At 49.4% G+C, this 19,000-nt stretch carries 15 protein-coding genes; 9 read left to right on the top strand and 6 right to left on the bottom strand.

What is annotated here, in order from left to right; all coding sequences use genetic code 11:
• Window positions 1-80 precede the first annotated feature (80 nt).
• Complete coding sequence (locus DFR60_RS01110) at window positions 81-1,475, top strand: ATP-binding protein (RefSeq protein ID WP_110321227.1); 1,395 nt, start codon at window positions 81-83, stop codon at window positions 1,473-1,475.
• Between the two features lie 29 nt (window positions 1,476-1,504).
• Entirely contained in the window at window positions 1,505-2,329 is an 825-nt protein-coding gene (gene larE, locus DFR60_RS01105) for an ATP-dependent sacrificial sulfur transferase LarE (RefSeq protein WP_207659476.1), read from the top strand.
• Between the two features lie 73 nt (window positions 2,330-2,402).
• On the opposite strand, the gene DFR60_RS01100 is transcribed toward larE, so the two are convergent.
• Entirely contained in the window at window positions 2,403-3,329 is a 927-nt protein-coding gene (locus DFR60_RS01100) for a ketopantoate reductase family protein (RefSeq protein WP_110321225.1), read from the bottom strand.
• 597 nt (window positions 3,330-3,926) lie between these two features.
• Entirely contained in the window at window positions 3,927-4,859 is a 933-nt protein-coding gene (locus DFR60_RS01095) for a LysR family transcriptional regulator (protein ID WP_110321224.1), read from the bottom strand.
• Between the two features lie 260 nt (window positions 4,860-5,119).
• On the opposite strand from DFR60_RS01095, the gene DFR60_RS01090 reads away from it, so the two are divergent.
• The 7 genes from DFR60_RS01090 to ytvI all read left to right on the top strand — a co-directional run bounded on the left by DFR60_RS01090 (window position 5,120) and on the right by ytvI (window position 14,334).
• Window positions 5,120-5,953 (top strand): ABC transporter permease, encoded by an 834-nt coding sequence (locus DFR60_RS01090; RefSeq protein ID WP_002600806.1) that lies wholly within the window; start codon window positions 5,120-5,122, stop codon window positions 5,951-5,953.
• Complete coding sequence (locus DFR60_RS01085) at window positions 5,946-6,728, top strand: ABC transporter permease (protein ID WP_002600805.1); 783 nt, start codon at window positions 5,946-5,948, stop codon at window positions 6,726-6,728. The genes DFR60_RS01090 and DFR60_RS01085 overlap by 8 nt, the downstream gene beginning before the upstream one ends.
• A 55-nt stretch (window positions 6,729-6,783) precedes the next feature.
• The gene (locus DFR60_RS01080; protein ID WP_110321223.1) at window positions 6,784-7,857 is read left to right on the top strand and encodes an ABC transporter ATP-binding protein; all 1,074 of its coding nucleotides are present in this window, start codon (window positions 6,784-6,786) and stop codon (window positions 7,855-7,857) included.
• 160 nt (window positions 7,858-8,017) lie between these two features.
• Window positions 8,018-9,073, top strand: coding sequence for an ABC transporter substrate-binding protein (locus DFR60_RS01075; RefSeq protein ID WP_110321222.1), 1,056 nt, complete (start codon window positions 8,018-8,020; stop codon window positions 9,071-9,073).
• 604 nt (window positions 9,074-9,677) lie between these two features.
• Window positions 9,678-11,594, top strand: coding sequence for an adenine deaminase C-terminal domain-containing protein (locus DFR60_RS01070; protein ID WP_110321221.1), 1,917 nt, complete (start codon window positions 9,678-9,680; stop codon window positions 11,592-11,594).
• Window positions 11,591-12,952, top strand: coding sequence for an amidohydrolase (locus DFR60_RS01065; RefSeq protein ID WP_110321220.1), 1,362 nt, complete (start codon window positions 11,591-11,593; stop codon window positions 12,950-12,952). The genes DFR60_RS01070 and DFR60_RS01065 overlap by 4 nt, the downstream gene beginning before the upstream one ends.
• A 287-nt stretch (window positions 12,953-13,239) precedes the next feature.
• Window positions 13,240-14,334, top strand: a complete 1,095-nt coding sequence (gene ytvI / locus DFR60_RS01060) for a sporulation integral membrane protein YtvI (RefSeq protein ID WP_110321219.1) — start codon at window positions 13,240-13,242, stop codon at window positions 14,332-14,334.
• Between the two features lie 78 nt (window positions 14,335-14,412).
• Here the strand turns inward: ytvI and DFR60_RS01055 are convergent, their stop codons facing one another.
• From DFR60_RS01055 to DFR60_RS01040, 4 genes are read right to left on the bottom strand one after another with little or no spacing between them, the layout of a single operon-like run.
• Window positions 14,413-15,150 carry an SDR family NAD(P)-dependent oxidoreductase gene (locus DFR60_RS01055; protein WP_110321218.1) on the bottom strand — a complete coding sequence of 246 codons (738 nt, stop codon included), beginning with the start codon at window positions 15,148-15,150 and terminating at the stop codon, window positions 14,413-14,415.
• Window positions 15,151-15,154: 4 nt separating this feature from the next.
• On the bottom strand, window positions 15,155-16,450 hold the full coding sequence (locus DFR60_RS01050; RefSeq protein WP_025530101.1) for a purine/pyrimidine permease: 1,296 nt from the start codon (window positions 16,448-16,450) through the stop codon (window positions 15,155-15,157).
• Between the two features lie 31 nt (window positions 16,451-16,481).
• Window positions 16,482-17,474: a RibD family protein gene (locus DFR60_RS01045; RefSeq protein WP_110321217.1), complete on the bottom strand. Its 993-nt coding sequence runs from the start codon at window positions 17,472-17,474 to the stop codon at window positions 16,482-16,484.
• A gap of 49 nt (window positions 17,475-17,523) precedes the next feature.
• The gene (locus DFR60_RS01040) at window positions 17,524-18,813 is read right to left on the bottom strand and encodes a uracil-xanthine permease family protein (protein WP_110321216.1); all 1,290 of its coding nucleotides are present in this window, start codon (window positions 18,811-18,813) and stop codon (window positions 17,524-17,526) included.
• Window positions 18,814-19,000: the final 187 nt, after the last annotated feature.

Here is a 19,000-nt window from a genome sequence, read left to right as displayed (position 1 = left end):
TATAATAATATTGATAATTTACTGACATAAAAGTAACTTACTTGAAAGTACGATAAATGCAAATCTGAGGGGGACAGTCTATGTTTATAGGAAGAGAAAATGAACTTTCCGATATGAACCAGTTATACAGTGAGGACCGTTTTCATCTGTTTGTCCTTTATGGCAGAAGGCGTGTTGGAAAAACCACACTTTTAAAAGAGTTCTGCAAAGGGAAGGAAGCTATTTTTTATTCGGCGGAACAGAGTAATGAAAAAATAAATTTAGATAAGTTTTCAGCGCTGGTGTTCTTACACTATGGAGAAACGTCATTGGAACCGTTTTCGTCATGGGAAAATTCATTGACCTATATTCATAAGAGACAAATGGAAAAACCACTGGTGCTGGTATGGGATGAATTTCCATACCTGGCGGACATGACCCCGTCATTGCTTTCGATTCTTCAACATTTGATCGACCATAAATTACAGCATGGTAAACTTTTTTTCGTTCTGTGCGGCAGTTATATGGGATTTATGGAAAAAGAAGTGCTTGGTTCAAAGAGTCCGATCTTTGGAAGAAGAACCGCACAGCTTCATCTAAAGTCATTTGATTACAGAACGAGCGTACAGTTTTTGAAGGGATTCAGCAAAGAGGAACAGCTATTACTCTATGGTGCTTTCGGCGGTACCGCGATGTATTTACAACTGGTGCGTCCGGATAAATCCATCAGAGAAAATATCATGGACACCTTTTTAAAACCCACCGGATACTTGTACGAAGAACCTCTTTTATTGATGAGACAGGAGGTGAAAGAACCGGGGGTCTACTGTGCTGTGATAGAAGCCATTGCGGGCGGAGCGTCAAGAGCAAATGAAATTTCTTTAAAAACAGGTGAAGATTCTTCGAAATGTTTAAAATACATCAGTACGTTAAGGGAACTGGGAATTGTCTATAAAGAGACTCCGTTTGGAGAAAAAGAGAATTCCAGGAAAACGCTGTATGGGATATCTGATTTTATGTTCCGTTTCTGGTACCGCTATGTTTCGGACAACAAAACGTTATTAGAGACCGATGCACAGGCGATTGTGTGGAAACGGCGCATAGAACCGGACTTCAATCATTATATGGGGATTGTATTTGAACGAGTTTGCCGTGATTATTTGCTGCATCAAAACAGTAAAGGAAAGCTGCCTGTCTTATTTACCGCCATCGGACGCTGGTGGGGAACCGATCCGAAGAGACGAAAGCAGGCAGAGATTGACTTAGTTGCTCAGGACGGGGACGATTACCTGTTTTGTGAATGCAAGTGGAGAAATGAAATGCTGGATTTATCAGTTCTGAGGGGACTTAAGGAAAGGGCAGAGGTTTTTGGGAGAAAACGGGAGAAGACTTTTTATCTGCTGTTTTCAAAGAGCGGATTTACGGATGGTGTGATACAGGAAGCCGTTCAGGAAGACAATATTATTCTTGTGACATTAGATGAAATACTTTCATGAAGACAGCAGGAACAGCAAAGGAGTATAAAATGACAGTTCTTTTACAAGAAAAGAAAAGACAGCTGGAAAGCGCAATGGCGCAGTATGGAAAAGAAGACATCTGCCTTGCTTTTTCCGGTGGTGTTGATTCAAGCCTCCTTTTAAAGGCGGCGTCGGATGCGGCCAGGGAAAATGGGACAAAAGTCTACGCGGTGACCTTCGACAGCAGGCTTCATCCTTCCTGTGATTTAGAGATTGCGAGCCGTGTGGCGAAGGAGCTGGGCGGAATTCATGAGGTTATTATGGTAGATGAACTGGAACAGGAGGAAATCCGCCATAATCCGGTAAACCGCTGTTATCTGTGTAAACGCCACTTGTTCCAGGGACTCAGGGATTTTGCAGTACAGAGGGGTGTCCGGATTATCCTTGACGGGACGAATGAAGACGATCTGCACGTTTACCGCCCAGGAATCCAGGCATTAAAGGAACTGGAGATTATCAGCCCGCTGGCCGAACTGCATATGACGAAGGCGGAGGTAAAGGAGCTGGCGGCAGAATATGGAATCTCTGTGGCTTCCCGGCCGTCTACACCGTGTATGGCAACCAGAATACCTTATGATACGGATATTGATTATGGGGTGCTGGAAAGAATTGCGGAAGGTGAGGCACGCTTGAGAGCACAGATTGACGGCAATGTACGTCTGCGTCTGCACGGTGACATTGTGCGGATTGAGGTAGACGGCAATGCCTTCTTAAGGGTACTGGAAATAAAGGATGAGATAATCAGAGGCCTAAAGGAACTGGGATTTCTATATATCACTCTGGATCTGGAGGGCTTTCGGTCTGGAAGTATGGATTTAAAAATCGAAAAGTAATGTAAATCAAAAGACCGTGTATCTGCTGGCCAATCAATACCAGCCGGGATACACGGTCTTATTGCTTCATTTTTTACAAACATAAGGAGTACTGCGCTTCCATTTCTTTAATTCTTTCATACAGCCGGTCGTTGACAGGTGTAGAGAGGCCATGTTTTTTAGCCATACGGCCTACGGTTCCGGCAAACATTTCCACCTCCGATGGGCGGTGCGAAATCCCATCCTGCCGCATGGACGGCATGCCGTCGGGGGAAAGTGTCTCCAGCAGTCTGATGTAATCCTCTAAATCCTGTTCTGTCAGATTGACATGCTCCGCTTTAGCAAGGGCAATGACCTCACGCATGGCGCCTACCATGGTATCGTGTGCTTCGCCTGGCGTCAGGGTGCCGGAGTAGGTGGTTTCGTACGCCATGCATGTCTGGTTTACACCGACATTCAGCATGAATTTCCCCCACAGGCGGTGCAGGATATCGTCTTCAGCCACATAGGCGATCTTCGCCCTGTCCAGGAAGTCAGTCATGGCTTTTAAGCGGTCAGCCTGGTCCGGTGTCCGGACACCAATTCTCAGTTCCCCGAATTTTGTGTAGGTCAGGGCGGCTCCGAATTTCATGGCATCCATGCCCTGGGCGATGGAGTAGAGTACTTTTTCGTGACCGTATCGTTCTCCGATTATCTGCTCGCTGCTGATCCCATTCATGACAGAGATGATGGTGGTATCCGGCCCTACACAGTGTTTCATGGTATCCAAAGCAGCGGGAAGCGCGTTGTATTTGACTGCAACGATTATAAAATCAGCAGGGGCAGCCGTTTCACAGTCCTCAACCGGAAAGGAACGGCGCTCCCCGTTGACAGTAAAATTCATTTCTCTGTATTTTTTAATCCGGTCTTTGTCTGCAATGAAACGGACGGCAGATGTCCCGAGCTCTGCTGCTATCTGATTTCCGTATAATAAGCCTAGCGCACCCATGCCGACGATGGCGGTGGTCTGTATTTCTTTCATGATTTGCCTCCCTTACAGCGATTTTATTTATCATACCACTGGAGGTATCATAAGTAAAACAGAAACGGTAAAAATATGGATAAAATCTAAAAAGGTACTTGTAAAATACAAGTACCTCGGGTATAATGTACTTAGAAGTGATCAAAAGATTTGTGGTGTCTGATGATCAAAACTTCGGATAACTGTGTAATTTATAGTTACAAGCTATCCTCTACTGGTGATAGAGGATAGCTATTTTCTATTCTGACGATTATCTATGTAGGTCAGTGTTGTGAAGATAACCAGCACCAGTGTCAACACTTCAAGTGTTTTCATACCACATATCCTCCTTCGCATATTTCCGAAGGAAACCATCAGACTATCCTCTGACCATTGTACAATTATACAAAGTTGTTTTAACATAAAAACAAGGTAAAATCAATGGCAGTTTTTATTGCAGCCCCTTTTGATTTTTGACATTTTCCGACATTATTTACTCCTCATTTATTTCGATCGCCGTATTCCAATATACTCATCCCGCCAATCTTCGTCAATTCTGCTCTGTTATTCCAAATCTGCCACTCTTAAGAATCGCTCTCTCTTTTTATTTTACAATATTTACCTTACAATATTTCCCTTACAATACTCCCGTATCATATCCAGGTAAACCCTCGCATACTGGGGCAGATACCGGTTTTTCTGATAAGCAGCGATCAGGGTGTTTTCGATTTTTTCATTTCCTATAGAAAAGCATGCACAGGGAGAACTGGACTGTTTCTTTAAATAATGGTAATAGCTCTCCGGTGCGAAGGCCGCGCCCATGCCTTCCATGGCCAGGCGGATGGACATCTCGCTGTTGCGGGTGTGCATCAGGATATGAGGTTCCATTCCATATTCGGAAAACAGTTTCAGGGCGATGCCTCCTGTATTCTGGTCGGGATAGAGGAGGATGAAGTCTTCTTCCGCAAGCAGCCGTAAATCCAGCCATGGGTATTTGAAGCCTTCTCTTTCCACAGCCTTTGAGGCCGCGGAGCTGGAAGCGGAGAGTACAAGGACCATCTCTTCCTTTCCAAGAATCTGATAATCTAAATCCCTGGGATATTCGTGAACATTATAGAAGGTTAAATCCACGGTATGGTCGTTAAGGGTGTGCTCCGCGACGAAATTGACTTCTTCCATCATATTTACCGTTACGTGGGGAAATTGTTTGTGAAAACGCGGCAGAGTGGGGCCGATTATGCTGTTGCCAAGCATGATCGGAATCGCAATGTTTAAACGGCCGTGGTTTTGGTGCATAATATCATCAAGCTCTGTATCCCATTCCAGGCCGTATTCTACGATTTTTTCCGCGTAATGGAGATAGCGCTCGCCCACATAGGTAGGGAAGTAGCCGTTTCCAATCCGGTCAAACAGGCGGGTTCCAAGCTGCTGCTCTAAATTTTTTAAATATTTACTTAAGGAAGGCTGGGAGATGAACAGGGCCTCGGCCGCCTTGCTGATGCTCTTGTGGCGGGCGATGGCGAGAATGTAGCGGGCTTCTTTTAATTCCATGGCGGACTCCTCCTGGGTGAAAGAAAATGGATCAATGGGGGATTATAGCTTTACTGCATAAAAATTATAGATTATATGTATTTGACGTACAGTATATCACATTTTATAATAAATGTACATCGTTGGATTAACTAAACTAATAAGTCAAGCCTCGCAGCAAGCTGCGGGGGTGACTCTCGCGGCAGTCGCCGGATGGACATGCAAGCATGCCCGCCCGGCTCGTTGCCCGCGGAAATAAAAATGAATTTGGAGAGGTCGAGATGAAGAAAAGTAGTGCATTTGTTATGGTGGTGCCCGGACTTGTCATCCTGGTGGTGTGTCTGTTTCTTCCGCTTTTGAAGGTTCTGGTCCCCACGCTCTTTGCCGGTGAGTATCCGTTAAGCTCTTACGTGGACTTTTTCCTGGACGAGTATTATCTGAAGATATTCGCAAGGACCGTGAAGGTGGCGGTTATTACGACGGCGGCATGTATGGCGGCAGGTGTTCCGACCGCGTATTTTATCAGCCGGTGCGGCAGAAAATGGCGGGGAATCCTTCTTGCAGTTTCCATTTTCCCGATGATGACAAATTCTGTCATCCGAAGCTTCGCATGGATCAATATCCTGGGAAGCAATGGGATTATGAACCGATTTCTGATGGCCGCGGGATTTGCGGATAAACCGGTGAAATTATTATATACCGATTTCGCCATTATCATCGGTTCTGTTTACTTATTCCTTCCATTGATGATCGTTACGGTGGCTGGTGTCATGGAGAACATTGGGGACGATATGATGGAAGCCGCTCAGAGCCTGGGCGCCAACCGGTTTACCGCGTTTCTGAAGGTTGTTTTTCCCATGAGCCTTCCGGGAATTATTGTAGGCGGTATCCTTGTGTTTACCGGAACGCTGACAGCCTATACTACACCGCAGCTGCTGGGCGGCAATAAAAATATGGTGCTGTCGACCTTTATTTACCAGCGCGCCATGACTGTGGGTGACTGGAATGGAGCGGCGGTCATATCCCTGATTATGATTATTGTGACGTTGATTGTCATCAAAGGATTTAACGCTCTGGCAAACAGGCTGGACAGAAGAGGAGGAAGCCATGCGTAAGAATAAACTGCTCACGATTTTTGCGGTGCTGGTATTTGCATTTCTGATTATACCGCTCATCATCATCACCGTGACGGCGTTTGGCGGGGGAAATGCCATAACTTTTCCGATTGAGTCATTTTCCATGAAATGGTTTCTCAATGTCTTCTCTCTGAAATCCTTCCGGAAATCGTTTTTAACGAGCCTGGAGATTGCGTTTCTGGCTACCTTTATCGCTCTTCTGGTGGGAATTCCGGCGGCCTACGCGCTGGCCAGATCCGGGATGAAGGGAAAAGGGATCTTAAAGTCGGTGTTCCTGTCGCCTACCATTGTTCCGGGTATTGTCATCGGTTTTGTGCTTTACCAGTTTCTTGTGCTGTCGTTGAGAATTCCGGTGTATGCGGGACTTCTGGCAGGCCATTTCATGGTGACGCTTCCATATGTGATCCGGGTGGTAGGATCGAGTCTGGATCAGTTTGATTTCTCGGTGGAGGAAGCAGCGTGGAGCCTGGGCTGCGGCAAGATTTCCGCATTTTTCAAGGTGGTGCTTCCGAATATCACGTCGGGAATTTCTGCGGCCTTTATGCTTGCGTTTATCAATTCCTTCAATAATATTCCGGTATCCATGTTTCTTTCCGGTCCGGGGGTATCCACGTTCCCGGCAACCCTGATGAATTATATCGAATATAATTATGACCCGACCGTATCGGCGGTATCTGTGCTTTTAATGGCGGCCACGGTCATCATTATGGTAATTGTAGATAAGACGCTGGGAATCGCTGCGCTGACAAAGTAGCAGGGCAGCAGGAAAGCGGGGCACGCGGAGTGCTTATAATGAGGAGGAAAAAACGATGGCATTTATGACACTTAAGGATATTGATGTCTGTTATGATAAGAAAAAACAGGTTTTAAAGGGACTGAATCTGGAGGTAGAGGAGGGCGAACTGGTATCTCTCTTAGGCCCTAGCGGCTGCGGCAAGACGACGACGCTCCGGGTGGTGGCCGGATTTATTGAACCGCAGGGCGGAATCTTCTCTCTGGATGGAACTGATTTAACAAAGGTGCCGGTGCATAAGAGAAATTTCGGTATCGTATTTCAGAGTTATGCGCTGTTTCCTCATTTGTCAGTCTATGATAATGTAGCGTTCGGTTTGAAAATCAGGAAGCTGGACAAGGCGGAAATGGACAAAAAGGTGAAGAACATCCTTGAAGTGTGCGGACTCACGGAATTCGCGAACCGTTTTCCGCAGCAGATGTCCGGCGGACAGCGGCAGAGAGTCGCTCTTGCCAGGGCGCTGGTGATCGAGCCAAAGCTTTTGCTGCTCGATGAGCCGCTCAGCAACTTAGATGCCAAGCTGCGCATCAATATGAGAATGGAGATCAAACGGATTCAGAAGCAGTTGGGAATCACCACTCTGTTCGTCACCCATGACCAGGAGGAGTGCTTCTCCATCTCAGATAAGGTAGCTGTTATGAACCGCGGTGTGATCGAACAGTATGACACACCGGAGCACATTTACAGCAGGCCGGAGACGGAGTTTGTGGCGAGGTTTATCGGTTTTGAGAATTTCCTTACGCTTCATAAGGGCGGGGATATTTACCGGACAGACGGCGGGGAGGCATTTTCCGTGAAGACGGCTCATGGTACGGTTCCGTCGGAAGAAACGGTTACCGGAACGATCAGACCGGAAGATATTCTGGTGGATACAGAAGACAGGACCGTAAATGTGCTGGCAGGAACTGTGGGAGTGCGCACCTTTTTGGGAAAGAGCTATCAGTATGAGGTAAATACCGCAGCCGGAAAATTTCTGGTGAACAGAACAGCGGATGAATCGTATGAAGAGGGCCAGATGGTTCGCCTGTACCTGCCGGAAGAAAAACTGATTTTAGTAAACGGTAACAATTCAGACGGATCATCTTCTTGACCGAAAAATCCGGTCAAGAAGCATCGGATGTTTATCCGATGTGAAAATTGGTACACAAAGCTGCTTACAAGCGAGCTTGACGCTGCTTCCTGCGCCAATTTTCCCGCCGTCTGAACTGTTACAGTAAATAAATAATTGAGAAAAGTGAGGTACTATTATTATGAAGAAAATCATTGCATTGTCTCTTTGCGCAGCACTGGCGCTTACTGGTTGTGGAAGCTCCAACTCTGCAGAGGGCGGAAAAAATGACGAGGGTATGAAGAAACTGATTCTCTCCACTTATGGACTCAGCGAGGATATATCCGAGGAGGAAGTCTATAAGCCGTTCGAGGACGAATTTGGCTGCAAAATTGTAACGGAGACAGGAAGCACCAATGAACGTTATACAAAATTGTCAGCAGACTCGGAAACGGTCATTGATGTGATCGAGCTGTCTCAGGCCATGACAGCGAAGGGAATCGAGGAAGGCTTATTTGAGCCAATCGACTTAAGCAAAATTGAAAACAGCAAGTATTTGATCGGCGCTGCGAAGAAGATGGCGGAAGCGGGACAGGGTGTCGCTTATACCATCAACAGCATCGGTATCATGTACAATCCGGAGGATGTGGGATTTGAGATTAAGAGTTTTGATGACCTTTGGGATGCGAGACTCGAGGGACGGATCGCCATACCGGATATCACTACAACCTTTGGACCGGCCATGGTGTATATGGCCAGTGATTACAAAGGGGCGGACGTGACAGCAGATCAGGGAGCCGCGGCCTTTGAAGCGCTTAAGGAACTGAAACCGAATATCGTGAAGACGTATGCGAAGTCTTCGGACCTGATTAATATGTTTACATCCGGAGAAATTTCTGCGGCCATTGTTGGTGATTTCGGCGTGCCGACGATTCAGGCGGCGGATCAGAGCCTCGTCTACGTGACTCCTGATGTGACATATGCGAACTTTAATACGATCAGCATTACGAAGAACTCGAAAAATAAGGAACTGGCTTATGAGTACATCAATTACAGACTGAGCCAGGAACTCCAGACCAAGACAGGAAAAGCGCTGAATGAGGCGCCTACAAATAACCAGGTAGCATTTACAGAGGAAGAGTCCGCAAATATGACGTATGGCGATGCGGCGGAGAACGCAAAGGTGATTGATTATTCGTTTGTGAATCCGATATTGGGAGAGTGGATTGATCAGTGGAATCGGATTATTAATTCTTAGTTCAGAAATTTTTGGTGATGGCAAGGGGGCGCGGACTTTGCGAAGGGGTTGAGGAAAACGGGCGCGGGAGACGCGGGCAGGGCACGGGCTAAGCTCCTGCGGGGGATGTGTCTAAGCCTGGAGAAGTACCTCCGCAGGGGGACCGCGGAAACTACGGAGAAGCCCTGATGGCTTCTCCTCCGTGTCCGCTCTGCTCTGGGCCCTGTATGCCCTCCGCAGCCCCCTGCTCCGGCACTTCTCCAGGCTAAGACACATCGACCCGCATACGCAAAACGCCCGTTCTCTGCCCGCGTCTCCCACGCCCGCTTTCCGGCGAGGCTGTGAAAAGTCCGCTGGGGCAGGCGGCATTAGAAATTTGTGAACGAAGGGGATCTGTAGGAGATGGCGGACGGCGGAGATACTGATGAGAAGAAAGTGATAAGAAAAGGGATAAGATAAAGAGACAAAAAGAAATTAAAAAAAGATGAGATAAAGGATTTGAAAGATAACGAGGCTGTAAAAAAGCCGGATAAACAGAGAGAAGGAAATTAAAAAGTGGGCTGAGGAGTAAAAGCGGGATAATTGGAGAACTTTGGCTAACGGGAATGAAGGAGGTGTTGTGGTTGTGAAAGTGGATCTGGTGATAGAGAATGCCTGGGTTTATCGGACTTTCAGGCAGTGCTTTGAACGAATGAATATTGCAGTGACAGGAGGAAAGTTTTTTGACGTTTCTCCTGTTTCTGATTTTGTGGGAGATTCGGAGCAGCGGGTGGGAGCACGGCGCGGGGAATGGGAAGCGGAGTCGGTCTTTGATGGGACCGGAAAGTTTGTGATTCCCGGGTTGGTGGACATTCATATGCATGTGGAAAGCTCGATGACGTATCCGGAGGAATTTTCACGGGCCGTGGTGCCGTTTGGAGTCACAACTGTGGTGGCGGATCCTCATGAGATTGCCAATGTGTTTGGACTCGAAGGGATTTTAAGTTTTATGGAACAGGAGACGGAGCTGGATATTTTTTATGGTATTCCGTCCAGTGTTCCGGCTACCAGAACAGAGATGGAGACATCAGGGGCAGAGTTTGGGGAAAAGGAACTTCGGGAGCTTCTGCGGGATGAGCGGGTGGTTTGTCTCGGGGAAGTGATGAACTTTAAAGATCTGGTGGCGGAAGGGGATACAAAGAGTAAAAGATTTCTGGAAGTCTGCGGGGAATGCGGCAGAAAAGTCAGAATTGAAGGGCATTGTCCGGGGCTGTCGGGCGGAGATTTAGCGGCGTTTATCAGAGCGGGCGTGGATGCGGATCATACGGAACAGACGGCAGAATCGGTCCTGGAGAAGACAGATATGGGGATGTTTCTGGAATTGCAGGAGAAATCTTTGAAAGAGGAAGTTGTGGAAGTGGTAAAACGGAAGCAGCTCTATGAAAATATTGCACTGGTAACCGATGACACAATGCCTGACCGGTTGATGGAAGGACACTTGAACCGGATTGTCAGGCTGGCTGTGGAGAAGGGGATGCCGGCAGAGAAAGCAATTTATCTGGCTACATTTACTCCGGCCAGGAGAATGCATCTCGATGACAGGGGAATCATCGCGCCGGGGAAGAAGGCGGATTTCGTCGTTCTTCCCGACCTGGAAAGCTTTGTGCCGGAAGCGGTTTTTAAAGACGGAAAGCGCTGTATGGACGCGGCGGCGGAGGTCCTGGAAAACAGTCTGAAAAAAAGGTTTCCTGATCATTTTTACAGTTCGGTGAAGTGCAGGCTGGCCCTGGCATCGGATTTTATATTGCCAGTTGATGATTTCTGGAAGGAAGAGTACCAGAAGGAAGAGTGTCGGAAGGAAGAGTACCGGAAGGAAGAGTGCCGAAAGGAAGCGTGCCGGAATGAGTGCGGGGAAGAGGCTTTGTCCGGGAAGCCAAGCGGGAGTGAGGTATCAAACCTGTCTGGAACCGCTGTGGTGAATGTGATGCAGATCCAGACCTTTGGAACCAGGGCGAAGCATGTTCAGAGAGAAATCCCTGTACAGGACGGAAACCTTTGCTGGCAGGAGGCGGGGCTGTGCCTGGCAGCTGTTTTCGAGAGATATGGGAAAAATGGAAATGTCTCGTGGGGATTCGTGGAACACGCGCTGGAGCAGAAAGGGGCCGTGGCGACTACGTGGTCCCATGACAGCCATAATCTGCTGGTGCTGGGGAATTCTGTGGAAGATATGGTTCTGGCACAGAATGAGGTGGTGCATATGCAGGGCGGCTATGTGACGGCGAGCAGCGGCAGAGTGACAGCGGCGGCAGAACTGCCGGTGGGTGGAATTATATCCGATAAGAGCCTTCCGGAGCTGGCGGCAGAGATCAGGGCTGTGAGGGGAGAGATCGAGCGAATGGGCTATGTGAACAACAATGTCATTATGTCCATTTCGACACTGTCTCTTCTGGTGTCTCCGGAGCTCAAGTTAAGCGATCAGGGTATGTTCGATGTGAAGAGCCAGAGAAAAATTCCTCTGGTAGAAGCATTTCAGATACAGGAAGAAAAGGTAGTGGAACAGTGAGTACAATTATTACGAATGTAGCTGTGGTGACGATGAATGAAACGCGCGAAGTGATACAACACGGGTTTGCCGCATGGAAAGGCGGAGAGATCACCGCGGTTGGAACGATGGATATGCTGGAGGCGCTGATTGCGGAGGAAAGGGACGATGAAATGGACGATGAAACAGGGGAAAGTTTCCGTCTGATCGACGGGAAGGGCGGAATCCTCATGCCGGGTATGGTAAACCTTCATGCGCATATGGGGATGATTCCGTTTCGGGGTCTGGGCGACGACTGCAGGGACCGTCTGAGAGTATTTCTGTTGCCTATGGAACAGAGGGCCATGGATGCCGAGCTCGTCTATCTTTCCACGAAATATGCCGCGGCGGAAATGCTGCTGGCCGGGGTCACCACAGTTTTTGATATGTATTATTTCGAGGCGGAGGCTGCACGTGCCATGGATGAGATGGGGATTCGTGGTATTGCGGGAGAAACCATAATGGAAGAGGAAGCCTGTGATTTTAAAGACCCGTATGAGGCACTTTCCTATGGGGAAAGCCTCATGAAGAAGTACCAGGGCCATACCAGGATTTCCGCCTGTGTGGCGCCGCATGGGACGACTACCTGCTCTGCCGGCCTCCTTAAGGCGGCTTGGAAGCTGGATGATGCGTTTGGGGCTCCCTTCAGCCTTCATACGGCGGAAATGGATTATGAGATGGATTATTTTCGGGAGACTTCTGAACAGACTCCGGCGGGATATCTGGATTCCCTGGGAGTTCTGGGGGAACATACGCTGGCTGCACACTGCATCCAGATGACGGAAGCGGATTTGCGGCTGTTTGCAAAGAGGAGGGCCTCGGTAGCTCACTGTATCGGTTCCAACACGAAGGCGGCCAAGGGCGTCGCTCCGGTCAGCCGTATGCGGGAACTGGGGATTTTTGTGGGGCTCGGCACCGATGGGCCGGCCAGCGGCAATACGCTGGACCTTTTTACGCAGATGAAGCTGTTTGCCAACTTCCATAAGAATGAGACGAGGAACCGGAGCGCATTTCCGGCACGGCAGGTGGTGGAGATGGCTACGATCGGTGGCGCGAAGGCCCTTCATATGGAACAGAAGATCGGCTCCATTGAAGTGGGAAAGCGGGCGGATCTGGTTCTGGTGGAGACCCGCTCCGCCAATATGTTCCCCATCTACGATCCTTATTCGGCTCTGGTCTACAGCGCCGGCCCCTCCAATGTGGACATGGTGTTTGTGGAAGGGACGTGCGTTGTAAAGGCTGGGAAGCTGGCTGAAAAGAGCGTGGAGGTTTTACGAGGAGAACTGGCAGGAAAGATGGCGAAGACTGCGTTTGCGGAGGAAGTACTGTTTTCTCTGTAAAGATGTCGTTAAGCTTCCTTAAGTTCGCTTGACGAAAGGGCTTTCTGTTTCTATAATGGCGTCAGATGCAGGCTTCGGTCCGGTATACCCCATCAAGCGGTGGACGTGCAGACGCCTGCTCAAATTATGACGATAAGAGGAAACAATGAACCACGCCGACAGCGACGCAGAGATAAAAATGATAAGAAAAGGCATGGCCTGCATTTTTTATGGCAGGTTGTGCCTTTTTGTGCATGAATTGGACAAAATCATAATAAGATGCATGAGGAAGGGAAGGATATCCAAATATGGAAGAGAGTAAGGAAAGTGCAGTACAGAAACGCAGGATGGAAGCCAGGAAACGGTTTATAACGAATTTTATCTACTTTATCATTTTAGGAGGGATTTTTCTCTTTGTGATGAAGCGGTTTGTTCCCATGTTTTTCCCGTTTATTTTGGGACTTGCGGTGGCGGCCGTGCTGTCGCCGCTGATCAGAAAGCTGTGTGAGAAGACAGGAGGAAAGCGTGCGCTGGTGTCGATCGCGGTACTTCTGGTATTTTATGGGCTGCTGGTGCTGGCGGCGCTGTTTTCCGCGAGCCATGTCGTTACCTTTATTCAGAACCTGGCCGGGAAGCTGCCTCAGTTTTATGTGGAGGTGATTGAGCCGGAACTGGGAATTCTGTTTGAACGGATCGTGGTCAGCTTCCCGGAATATCAGGATTGGGTGAGTCAGATGTCCGCCAGCCTGGAAAATGCCCTGCAGAGCGGGATTATGACTGTGTCAGGTACTCTGATCGGCTGGGGGGCCTCCTGGATCGTGGGATTTCCGGCGATTCTGGTGCAGACGATATTTACGATTATTTCGTCCTTTTTCTTTACAATCGATTATGACCGGATCTGGGACTTTGTTTTGCGGCAGTTTAAAGAGGAGCAGAGGAAGATGATTGCGGAGACTGCGGCGGGGGCGAGAACGACGATCTGGAAGATTCTCCGGGTCTATGCTCTTATGATGACGATTACCTTTGCTGAGCTGTATCTGGGATTTGTGCTGCTGAAGATTCCGATGCCGCTGCTGCTGGCATTTCTGGTGGCTGTGGTCGATATTCTTCCGGTACTGGGAACCGGAACGGTCCTGATTCCGTGGGCGCTTATTCTCTGCATTATTGGGAAGACCGGACTCGGAGTGGGGATTTTTGTTCTGTATGTGATTATCACTATAGTCAGACAGACTCTGGAACCGAAGGTGATCGGACAGCAGGTGGGGCTTCATCCGATTGTCACTCTGCTGTGTATTTTCGCGGGGGCGCAGCTGATCGGGGTGCTGGGGATCTTTACGTTTCCGGTTATCGCTACCATTGTGAAGAAAATGAATGATGAGGGGACGATTCATTTGATTAAATAGGGATCAGCCGTATTATAAAATTTAATACGGCTGACCACTTGACACATCTAGCTATGAATGATATATTTCACACTCTGCCTATTCCATCTGGCTCCCGCCGCTGACGCAGATTGTTTCCCCTGTAATGAACGAGCTTTCTTCTGTGGAGAGGAAGAGGGCGGCGTTTTCCATGTCGGAAACCTGGGCGATTCGTTTCATCGGATACTGGTTCTCGTAGCTGGCGCGTAAGGCGGCCGGATCTTCTGCGGTCTCAAAACGGCAGGTGATCATAGGAGTCTCTGTAATGCCAGGGCAGATGATATTGCAGCGGACATCGGGCGCATATTCCATGGCGATGCAGCGGCTTAACTGGATCACAGCGGCTTTTGAGGGGCCGTAGCCGATCCAGCCCTTCATGGTCTTAAATGCGCAGTCCGAGGCGATGTTGACGATGGTAGCGCCCTTCTGTTCCTTTAAATACGGGATAGCGGCCTTGCAGATGTGGAACATGCCGAAGACGTTGACAGCAAATTCTTTCTGCATATCTTCCACGGATAAGTCCTCCAGACCGCCAAGGAGGGCGATCCCCGCACAGTTCACCATGGAATCAATCTTTCCAAACGTTTTTACGGCAGTGTCGATCACGTTTTTGGCATCCTCATACCGGCTTAAATCTCCCTTCACGTAGACGGCGCGCTCGTGTTCTACAGGCATGGAGTCTTTGATATCACAGCCAACCACGCAGGCCCCTTCTTCCAGCCAGCGTCTCACCATGCCGGCTCCGATTCCTGATGCTGCTCCTGTAATGACTGCGACTCTTCCTTCTAAACGACTCATAATTTCAATTCTCCTTTTCTTTTTTATGAATTCTGATTACTTCCATAATCAATGCGATAATGGTACCAACAATAAGGCCATTGCTTAAAAATGTGGACAGGAACGCCGGAAGTGCCATGGTAAATCCGGTTCCGGGTACGTTCATGATTCCGATGCCGATCAGCACCGAAAGTCCTACGGTCTGATACATGCTCTTCTTGTCCTCCGCGCCCTCCAGGCATTCAATGGAGAAGCCGCACAGGCTTACGAATGGAACGAAGAGGGCCGCATAGCCAACCGATTCCGGTATCATGGAAAGCAGGCTGGTGATCGGCGGGAAGAAGCTGATCGCCGCGATGATGATTCCGCCGATGATCAGGGGCTTCGTCCTTGTCATGCCGGTGCTTACGACGAAGCCGCCGCCCTCCGACGTGGGGATCAGTCCGGTGACACCGAAACAGCCCAGCAGGATATAGATAAAGGAAAAACAGTTGCCTGCCTGTTTCGTGCGCCCGGTGGCCACCTCATCATACTGGGAGACCATCTGCTGGGCGATCTTCATGCTGCTGAGTAAATTTGTGACCAGCAGCAGGGTGCATAAGAACGAGGTGATAATCATGGACAGCTCAATCCGCGGTGGTCCGAAGGGGAAAATTCTCGGCATGCGCACCAGCTGTGACGGCATCTCATAGGGGGTGGACAGTCCCAGCAGCGTGTAGAGGCCCCAGCCCACCACGATACTGATCAGGACGGAATAGGCCTTTAACCGGGTGTTCATCAGGAAAAAGGTCAGTACTATGATGACGACGGAGCAGAGCACCACCTTCAAATTCATTCCGTAACCGTCGCCGTAGACGGATGTCATGGCCTGGAAGAAGAATTTCGAACACAGGGCCACTAAAAGAAGCAGGTTTGTTCCGACGACGGTGGGGGTAAAATACTTTTCCAGCTTCTCAATGACACCCAGCATATTCAGAATAAATCCGAATACACCGCACAGGATCAGAGAGAATTCCAGAACGCGAAGCGTTTCCGATTCCGAACCAAATAACGTGACTCCGATGGTGGCATACATGGTAAAGATGCCGAACCAGAGGCCGCAGGGCGTTTCGTTGATGGGGAGGCGGTGACCGAAGACCGCCTGTGTGATCGTGGCGAGGCCGATGCACAGCAGCGTAACCTGGATGTACATGCTGGCATCCGACGGGCTTAAGTGATAACTCTGCCCGATGACCACGGGCATGACGATACCCGTGGAAATCATATAAAGGGCCCACTGGAGTCCGCCCAGAAGGTTTTTAACGGTTGACTGATTTTTCATGGTTTCCTTTTCTCCTTTTTTGCAGTTCGCTCTATTCCCTTCCCTTTACACCGTGGATGACCGCTTCGCGGAAGCAGAACCAGTGGTCAGGCGAAGCCTTTGCGTTGACAATACTCAGCATCTTTGTGTGCGGATGGTCTGTTGAGGTGCATGATTTTGAGTGAAGACCGATGGACATGGCGCCGCCCCCCACGTAAATACAGGCATAGTTTAAGAACAATTCATCCATCAGGCCGTTCATCATCAGATGGTGGGTATATACCGGTGTCTCAATCAAGAGACGCTCGATTCCCATATGGCGAAGGATTCGAAACAGGATGTTGGAATCGGTCTGGGCACCCTCTCCGGTGACGACGACGGGAATCTTTCCTTTGTTTTCTTCCAGCAGCCGGTCAAGCTTAACAAAGTCCACGTCCTCTATGGTGCGGTAGGGGCCAACCAGGAAGATCGGGTTCTGGCATTTCTCACGGACGACTTCCCAGCCGACAGGGGAGGTGTTGATCATCTTCGGAACTTCGTCCTTTTTGAAGATGGTGTGGTCGAACAGAAGATCGGTGCCATCCAGCGTGGAAATGATGTTGAGCGGAACCGGCGGCAGACCGTTGTCAATTCTCGCCTGCTCTAAATCCACATCGTATAAGTGAACCGTCATATTCGGCTCCTCCCTCATGGTTCCGGCGCCGCAGATGACCGCATCGGCCGCGGCCCGCTGGAGCATGAAGACGAAAAACGGGGCGTTGCCGCCGGTCTTGTCGAGAAAGTTGTTCGTCTGAAGAAGGGCGCTGTCTCTGGCATCCTGAAACGCGATCTTTCCGTCTATGGTGGTGATAAAGGACGCGTAGACGTAAGGGCGGTCTGCCGGCGCCTTCGGAAATTTCAAGTGGCCGTAAACTTCTTCGATTTTCGGCGATTTCACCGGTTCCTCCGTAAATTCCTTAAGGGCCTCCGATTCATAGACCGTGCTGCACAATACTTCCTCCGCCTTCATTGGAATGCGGAATAAATCCTTTGTTAACTGATACATGGTAAATCCTCCTTATAAATATATTTGATACAGGCTGGGCCTGTAAAACTCACACGGGTTTTGGCTGGTTCCTGTCTCCGGGAAGCAGCAGGTTCAGAAAAATACCGGTAAAGGTGGCGACGGCGATGGAAGGCATTTCAAAATACAGGCCGCCTGTATGGAAACTGATGGAAGCCCCTCCCAGTCCCAGAACGATGACACACAAGGCGATGACGGCGTTCCGGTTGCTGCTGAAATCGATATGGGCATCCATATAGATGCGGATTCCGGTTATGGCGATGATTCCAAACAGCAGGATGCTGATTCCTCCCAGCACGGGAGTGGGTATCCCTGTGATAACGGCGTTCACCGGAGCGAAAAAGGAGATCACGATGGCTATGCAGGCAGCCAGAAAGACTACGGATACGGAGCAGACCTTGGTCAGAGCCATGATCCCGATGTTCTCACTGTAGGTGGTAACGGGAGCACCGCCGAAGAAGGCGGCGATCACAGAGGCCACCCCATCTCCAAACAGGGAGCGGTGGAGGCCCGGATCATGAATGAAATCCCGGCGGCATACGTTTCCGGCCGCCGTCACATCGGCTATGTGCTCCCCGACGGTAACCAGCGCCAGCGGAGCTGTCATGAAGGCCGCTTCCATATTAGCCCGGGGCAGGCAGAACTTTGGCAGCGCCAATACCGGACCGGAGATGGCTTCCGCGATGGCGGAAGGGGAGACGACGCCCAGTACGAGAGAGGCCACATAGCCGGCGATCAGGGCCAGCATTACGGGGATTACCGAAAAAATGCCGCGGAAACAGGTGGTTCCCAGAATTCCGACCAGCAGTGTAATTGTGGATACGGCAATCCATTTTAAGCGCATGGACGGTTCCAATGCCGCGGCAGCCCCGGACGAGGCGTTGTATCCCGCCCAACCGACCGCAGTAAGTGCGGACGAGAGGCCGATGACAATCATGACAGAGGCCGTGACCACCGGAGGCATCAGCCTGCGGATCCATCCGGTTCCGCAGAGCCTCACCAGGAGGGAGAGGAGCACGTACATGAGGCCTGCCGTCAGGACTCCGAACATCATGCCCTCAACTCCGTATTTTTCCCGCACAATCAGAAGCGGAGCAGTATATGCAAAAGAAGTGCACAGAAATATGGGCATTTTCTTTTTGGTGATAAAGAGATAGAAAAGTGTTCCGGCACCGCTGCAGAACATCGTGGCGGAAGGATTAATTCCGATGATCAGCGGCGCTACCACAAGGCCGCCGAGCATGGAAAATAAATGTTGAAAACTGAGGGACACCCATCTTTTAAAAGGAAGGCGCCCTTCTGTACCGATTAATTCGTCCATGATTTACCTCCGTAAATGCTGTTGATGCCTGGAGTATAGCAGTGACACAAAACTGTGTCAATAAATTAACAAAGTTAAGAGGAATCGAATTTTACACATAAAACAGACTCGTTTATGAAAACAGAGATGCTAATAATTAACTAAAATACTGTGTTGTAAATTACTTAAAAATATCGTATAATTAAGC

The organism is Hungatella effluvii (genome assembly GCF_003201875.1).
GTDB classification, from domain to species: Bacteria; Bacillota; Clostridia; order Lachnospirales; family Lachnospiraceae; genus Hungatella; species Hungatella effluvii.
Note: the sequence above shows the minus strand (reverse complement) of the source record. Positions and strands in the feature narration are given on the sequence as shown.

What these genes read in the sequence shown, in the direction of transcription:
- DFR60_RS01110 (WP_110321227.1), top strand. Translation starts at nt 81, where the DNA reads ATGTTTATAGGAAGAGAAAATGAACTTTCCGATATGAACCAGTTATAC.
- larE (WP_207659476.1), top strand. Translation starts at nt 1,505, where the DNA reads ATGACAGTTCTTTTACAAGAAAAGAAAAGACAGCTGGAAAGCGCAATG.
- DFR60_RS01100 (WP_110321225.1), bottom strand. Translation starts at nt 3,329, where the DNA reads ATGAAAGAAATACAGACCACCGCCATCGTCGGCATGGGTGCGCTAGGC.
- DFR60_RS01095 (WP_110321224.1), bottom strand. Translation starts at nt 4,859, where the DNA reads ATGGAATTAAAAGAAGCCCGCTACATTCTCGCCATCGCCCGCCACAAG.
- DFR60_RS01090 (WP_002600806.1), top strand. Translation starts at nt 5,120, where the DNA reads ATGAAGAAAAGTAGTGCATTTGTTATGGTGGTGCCCGGACTTGTCATC.
- DFR60_RS01085 (WP_002600805.1), top strand. Translation starts at nt 5,946, where the DNA reads ATGCGTAAGAATAAACTGCTCACGATTTTTGCGGTGCTGGTATTTGCA.
- DFR60_RS01080 (WP_110321223.1), top strand. Translation starts at nt 6,784, where the DNA reads ATGGCATTTATGACACTTAAGGATATTGATGTCTGTTATGATAAGAAA.
- DFR60_RS01075 (WP_110321222.1), top strand. Translation starts at nt 8,018, where the DNA reads ATGAAGAAAATCATTGCATTGTCTCTTTGCGCAGCACTGGCGCTTACT.
- ytvI (WP_110321219.1), top strand. Translation starts at nt 13,240, where the DNA reads ATGGAAGAGAGTAAGGAAAGTGCAGTACAGAAACGCAGGATGGAAGCC.
- DFR60_RS01055 (WP_110321218.1), bottom strand. Translation starts at nt 15,150, where the DNA reads ATGAGTCGTTTAGAAGGAAGAGTCGCAGTCATTACAGGAGCAGCATCA.
- DFR60_RS01050 (WP_025530101.1), bottom strand. Translation starts at nt 16,450, where the DNA reads ATGAAAAATCAGTCAACCGTTAAAAACCTTCTGGGCGGACTCCAGTGG.
- DFR60_RS01045 (WP_110321217.1), bottom strand. Translation starts at nt 17,474, where the DNA reads ATGTATCAGTTAACAAAGGATTTATTCCGCATTCCAATGAAGGCGGAG.
- DFR60_RS01040 (WP_110321216.1), bottom strand. Translation starts at nt 18,813, where the DNA reads ATGGACGAATTAATCGGTACAGAAGGGCGCCTTCCTTTTAAAAGATGG.